5 protein-coding genes are annotated in these 4,932 nt (G+C 63.9%); 2 read left to right on the top strand and 3 right to left on the bottom strand.

Annotated elements, in window-relative coordinates:
* Together HP547_RS26155 and HP547_RS26160 are read right to left on the bottom strand one after the other, a co-directional pair.
* Nucleotides 1–465, bottom strand: a 465-nt coding sequence (locus HP547_RS26155) for a pyridoxamine 5'-phosphate oxidase family protein (protein WP_172288294.1), incomplete at its 3' end; no start/stop codon positions are given.
* A 90-nt stretch (nucleotides 466–555) separates the two neighbouring features.
* Nucleotides 556–1,566 carry a DUF481 domain-containing protein gene (locus tag HP547_RS26160; RefSeq protein WP_172221054.1) on the bottom strand — a complete coding sequence of 337 codons (1,011 nt, stop codon included), beginning with the start codon at nucleotides 1,564–1,566 and terminating at the stop codon, nucleotides 556–558.
* Between the two features lie 165 nt (nucleotides 1,567–1,731).
* Here HP547_RS26160 and HP547_RS26165 point away from each other — a divergent pair, with 165 nt between their 5' ends.
* Together HP547_RS26165 and HP547_RS26170 are read left to right on the top strand one after the other, a co-directional pair.
* Nucleotides 1,732–2,085 carry an MGMT family protein gene (locus HP547_RS26165; RefSeq protein WP_172288296.1) on the top strand — a complete coding sequence of 118 codons (354 nt, stop codon included), beginning with the start codon at nucleotides 1,732–1,734 and terminating at the stop codon, nucleotides 2,083–2,085.
* Nucleotides 2,086–2,128: 43 nt separating this feature from the next.
* Entirely contained in the window at nucleotides 2,129–3,676 is a 1,548-nt protein-coding gene (locus tag HP547_RS26170; RefSeq protein ID WP_172288298.1) for an AmpG family muropeptide MFS transporter, read from the top strand.
* A gap of 75 nt (nucleotides 3,677–3,751) precedes the next feature.
* Here HP547_RS26170 and HP547_RS26175 read toward each other — a convergent pair.
* Nucleotides 3,752–4,932 (bottom strand): MFS transporter (locus HP547_RS26175; RefSeq protein ID WP_172288300.1); only part of this gene is annotated, 1,181 nt, incomplete at its 5' end.

Below are 4,932 nucleotides of genomic sequence, written 5' to 3' on the forward strand. Positions count from 1 at the left end.
CGCGAACGGGTTGGCCAACGTCACCTGGTCAAGCCAGTGGATCGCGCCGAAACCGCCAATGTAGCGATGGCGCACCGGCTGCAGCACCCAGAAATCGAAGTCATGGGCCTTGTGGTAGTTGGCAGCGTCCGGGAAGTAGCGGTAATAGCGCTGGGCAGCAGCTTCGACAGTGGCCTCGTCGACCAGCTTGTGCGCCTCGGCCATTACCGTCAGGCGCCCCACCGCCTGCACATCCTCGGCCTCGCGCTCACCCACCAGCAGCGAGCACTTGGGGTCTTTCTGCAGGTTGTGGGTGTGCTGGGCGATGCGGCTGATGAGGATCAGCGGGTTGCCGTGGGCGTCCAGGCAGTACGGCACGACCGAGCCGAAAGGATAGCCGGGCATCGACTTGGAATGGGTCGACAGCACGCCGCGGTATTCCCTGAGCAGCAGTTCCCGGGCGGGGCGGATGGCGTTGGTACTCACTTGGGGACGACTCCTGGCTGTGGACTGGACAACAGACAAGATAATCATTATCAGATCCAGTGCCAATGGGGCTGCTGGGCAGCCCGCAATCTACCAGGTGACGCCGAACCCAGCAGTATAGCGAGTCTTGTCCAGGTCACTCTCACGGGTGCCGGTGATGATGTCCTTCTCCGCCTTCAGGTTCAGCGAAGCCCACTCGGTGACCTTGTAGCGCAGGCCAACCTCGGCATCCAGGGAATAGTCGGCCACGCCGCCCAGCGGCTTGGCGAACTCGCCGTTGGTGAACAACTGCACATTCTTGCCGATCAGGTAGCGGGTGTAGTCCCACTTCACGGCTGCCGAATAGAAGTTGTCCTTGCCGCCGTCCTGGTACTCGAAGTCGGTGCGGTTGATCAGCGATCCCAACGAGAATGCGCCCAGTTCATCGTCCCAGAACTGGTAACCCGGGCCGGTACCCACCGTACGCTGACGGGCCAGATCCTCGATGCGGTCGCGCTTGTACTCCGCACGCCCCTGCCAGAACCATTTCTCGGTGATGAAGCGGTCCAGGGCGTACTCGGCACTCCAGTTGTCGGTGGTAGTGACCTCGTCCTTGGTCTCGCGGTTGTATTCGCCCTCGGCGTTATGCCGCCAGCGGCCGTGGCGGGCCGTGGTCTTGAAGCCGACATCATAGTCGTCGGTGTCGTTCTCGGCGCGCTTGTAGTCCAGCGCGACGTCGACGTTGCCTTTCCACACGAAGTCTTCGACCAATGGCTTGGGCTTCATGATCTGCTCGATGCTGGCCAGCTCCACGGTCTTCGGCGCCTCGCCGTTGGCCAGGATCACCTTGCCAGCCTCCGCGGCCTTCAGTGACTTGGCTTTCTCACCGCTGTAGGCGTCCTGCTTGACCAGCAGCTCCTGGTCGCTTTCCAGGGTCTGGACCTGTTTCCAGTCCAGCGCGATGGAGCCGCCATAAGGGGTTTCCAGCAGCAGCTTGCCGCCGTCGAAGACTTTGATCTTGCCGCTTAGCCGGTCACCGTTCTTCATCCACACGGTGTCGGCGAACACCGGGGAGGCGCACAGGGAGGCAGCAAGGAGGCACAACAGGGATCTAGAATTCATAAACGGATTTTGGATTGCGGACGATGGGTTCGGTTTGACGAAAAAGCCGGGCATTATCCAGATACCGACAACCAGAGCAAGCACTGACCGGCAGCCTGCCGTTGAGTTCAAATCTCATTTACCGGACCACCGGTCCGGTTTCACCTGCAGCCCAGGGGGGGCGTGATGTCTGATGGTTACGAGCACGCTCTGGATTCGGCCGAGGGCCGACGAACGGCGCTGTATTCGGTACTCGGCCAAGTGCCAGTCGGCAAGGTTGTGAGCTATGGCCAGCTGGCCGAACTGGCCGGGCTGGGGCGCGCGGCACGCTGGGTCGGGCGTACCCTCGGGCAGTTGCCGGCGGATACCCGCTTGCCGTGGCACCGGGTGCTCGGCGCAGGTGGCCGGTTGAGCCTGACACTGGGCACCCCGTCGGGTGATGAACAACGGGCGCGGTTGCGCGCGGAGGGGATCAATGTAGCCAATAATCGTGTGGATATGACGCGCCATGGCTGGCGCCCAATGGAGCACAGCGGTTAGAGTGCGCGCTTTGTTTTCTGAAACTTGAGGCAGATGTTGGCCCATGCCCCGTAAAACCTGGCGCGCTGCGCTCGCTGCCTATGCCAGCCCGTCAACCCTGGTACTTTTACTGCTCGGTTTCGCCGCCGGCCTGCCCTACATGCTGGTGTTCTCGACCCTGTCGGTGTGGTTGCGCGAAGCGGGCGTGGCCCGCGAGACCATCGGTTACGCCAGCCTGATCGGCCTGGCCTACGCCTTCAAATGGGTGTGGTCGCCGCTGCTCGACCAATGGCGCCTGCCGCTGCTCGGCGGCCTGGGGCGCCGCCGTTCATGGTTGCTGCTTTCGCAGTCGCTGGTGGTGGTCGGGCTGGTCGGCATGAGCCTGTGCGACCCGCAGCAGCACCTGTCCTGGCTGATTGCCATGGCCGTGCTGGTGGCATTTGCCTCGGCCACCCAGGACATCGCCGTCGACGCATACCGCCTGGAAATCGCCGACGACCAGCGTCAGGCCGCACTCGCCGCCAGCTACATGGCCGGCTACCGGGTCGCTGCCCTGCTCGCCACGGCTGGCGCCCTGTTCTTCGCCGAGTGGTTCGGCTCCACCGGCTACAGCTACCTGCACAAGGCGTGGGCCGGCACCTACGTGATGTTCGGGGTGATGATGCTGCCTGCCCTGTTCACTACCCTGGTCATGCGTGAGCCGCCGGTACCCATGCGCACCCAGCTTTCGGCTGCGCGCTACGGCCTGGTGCATCAGCTGGCTTCGGTGTTCGTGCTGATCATCCTGCTGGTGTCGGTGCCGGCCAGCTTCACCCAGATGTTCAATACCGGCTGGTCCAGCGTCATCGCCGGTGACGCCACCCCCCTCGACCTGCTGCTGGAGGACCGCGCTTTCCTGCGCCTGATCCTCTACGTACTGCTGAGCTGGGCGTGCCTGTCGAGCCTTGGCCGCCGCGGCCTGGCCCCGGTACTGACGCCGGTCAACGATTTCATCGCCCGCTACCGCTGGCAGGCCCTGCTGCTGCTCGGCCTGATCGCTACCTATCGCATGTCGGATACGGTGATGGGCGTGATGGCCAACGTGTTTTACATCGACATGGGCTTCACCAAGGACCAGATTGCCAGCGTCAGCAAGATCTTCGGCCTGATCATGACCCTGGTCGGCGCCGGTGTCGGCGGCCTGCTGATCGTGCGCTTCGGCATCATGCCGATCCTGTTCATCGGAGGGGTGGCTTCGGCGGGTACCAATATCCTGTTCCTGATGCTGGCCGACATGGGCCCCAACCTGGAAATGCTGGTGGTGACCATCTCGCTGGACAACTTCAGCTCGGGCATGGCCACCTCGGCCTTCGTCGCCTACCTGTCGAGCCTGACCAACCTGAAATTCTCGGCGACCCAGTACGCGTTGCTGAGCTCTATCATGCTGCTGTTGCCGCGACTGATCGGCGGCTATTCGGGAGTGATAGTGGAGAAGTTCGGCTATCACGACTTCTTCCTGATCACCGCGCTGCTGGGCGTACCGACGCTGATCCTGATTGCCCTGCAGTGGCGCCAGGAAGCTGGGCGGGGTACGCCGGTGGCGGAGGACAGCTCAGCGGCCGAGCGGCCGTGAGAGGTTTGCATCGCCTGCACCGGCCTCTTCGCGGCGGTTCGACGCCTCGATGAGACCGGTACAGGCAATAAAAGCTTACTGAGTAACAGCCCCTTCCCCAGGCCGCCCACCCACTACGAACCACAGCGGCCACAGCGCCAGAGCCCCCGCCACCCCCGCCGCCAGGGCAAAGTGCAGCAAGCTGGCACCGGCACCGATCATCGCCAACAGCGCCCCGCCCAGCCCCAGCAAGGCGATGGTGATCATCCCCAGCATGGCCGACACCAGGCCCTTGCTCTGTTCGCTGGAAAACAGCGTCATGCGGTACAGCACCGCGTTGGCCACGCCCAGGCCCAGCGCGTACAGCGACATGCCTGCCACTACGCTGGTCACGCTCGGCCAGTACCAGGTGGCCAGCACCATCAGACAAAGGCCGGCGAGGTACGGCCACAACGCGCCGCGCACCAGGGCCGGCAGCGGATAGCGGTCGGCAATGCGGTTGATGATCAGGTTGCCGAGTATCAGCCCGGCAAACACGGGAAGCTGCCACAAGGCGTATTCCAGGGTGCTGAGCCCCTCGTCGTGAATCAGCAGCACCGGCGACAGGCCGATCCAGCCAATCAGCGGCAGACCGACCAGGCCCAGGGCCGCGCTGCCAGCGACAAAGCGGCGGTTGGTCAGCAACTGGCCATAGCCCGCCAGCAGCGGCAGCAAGTGAATCGACGTGAACGCCAGGCGCGTGCCGTCCCGGCGTTCCACCCCCAGGGTTTCCGGCATCAGGCGGTACAGCAGTACCCAGACCAGTACGGCCCCCGTGGCGAAGGCCACGAACAGCCAGCGCCAGTCCAGCCACTGCAGCAGCAAGGTGCCCAGCAGTGGCCCGAGCAGGGGCGACAACAAGGCGATGTTGGCCAACAAGGCCATCATGCGCACTGCATCCGCCTCGCTGAAGGCTTCGTTCAGGGCCGGGTAGCTGACCGTGACCACAAAGCCCAGGCCAATGCCCTGCAGCAGGCGCAACAAGTTGAACAGGCCGATGTCATGCACCCAGAAGGTAGCCAGGCAGGCCACCCCGAAGAACGTGCAACCGATCAGCAGCAACGGGCGCCGGCCGTAGCGGTCGGCCAGCGGGCCGATCAGCCATTGCAGGACCACGCCACCCAGCAGATACAGGTTGAGGGCATGGGGGATGTATTCAGGGCTGGCGTCGAGGTCGCCAACCACCACCGGCATGGCCGGCATGACGGCGTCGCTGGCCAGGTAGGTCAGCAGCTCGA

The organism is Pseudomonas sp. CM27, from assembly GCF_013179515.1.
Classification (GTDB): Bacteria; Pseudomonadota; Gammaproteobacteria; order Pseudomonadales; family Pseudomonadaceae; genus Aquipseudomonas.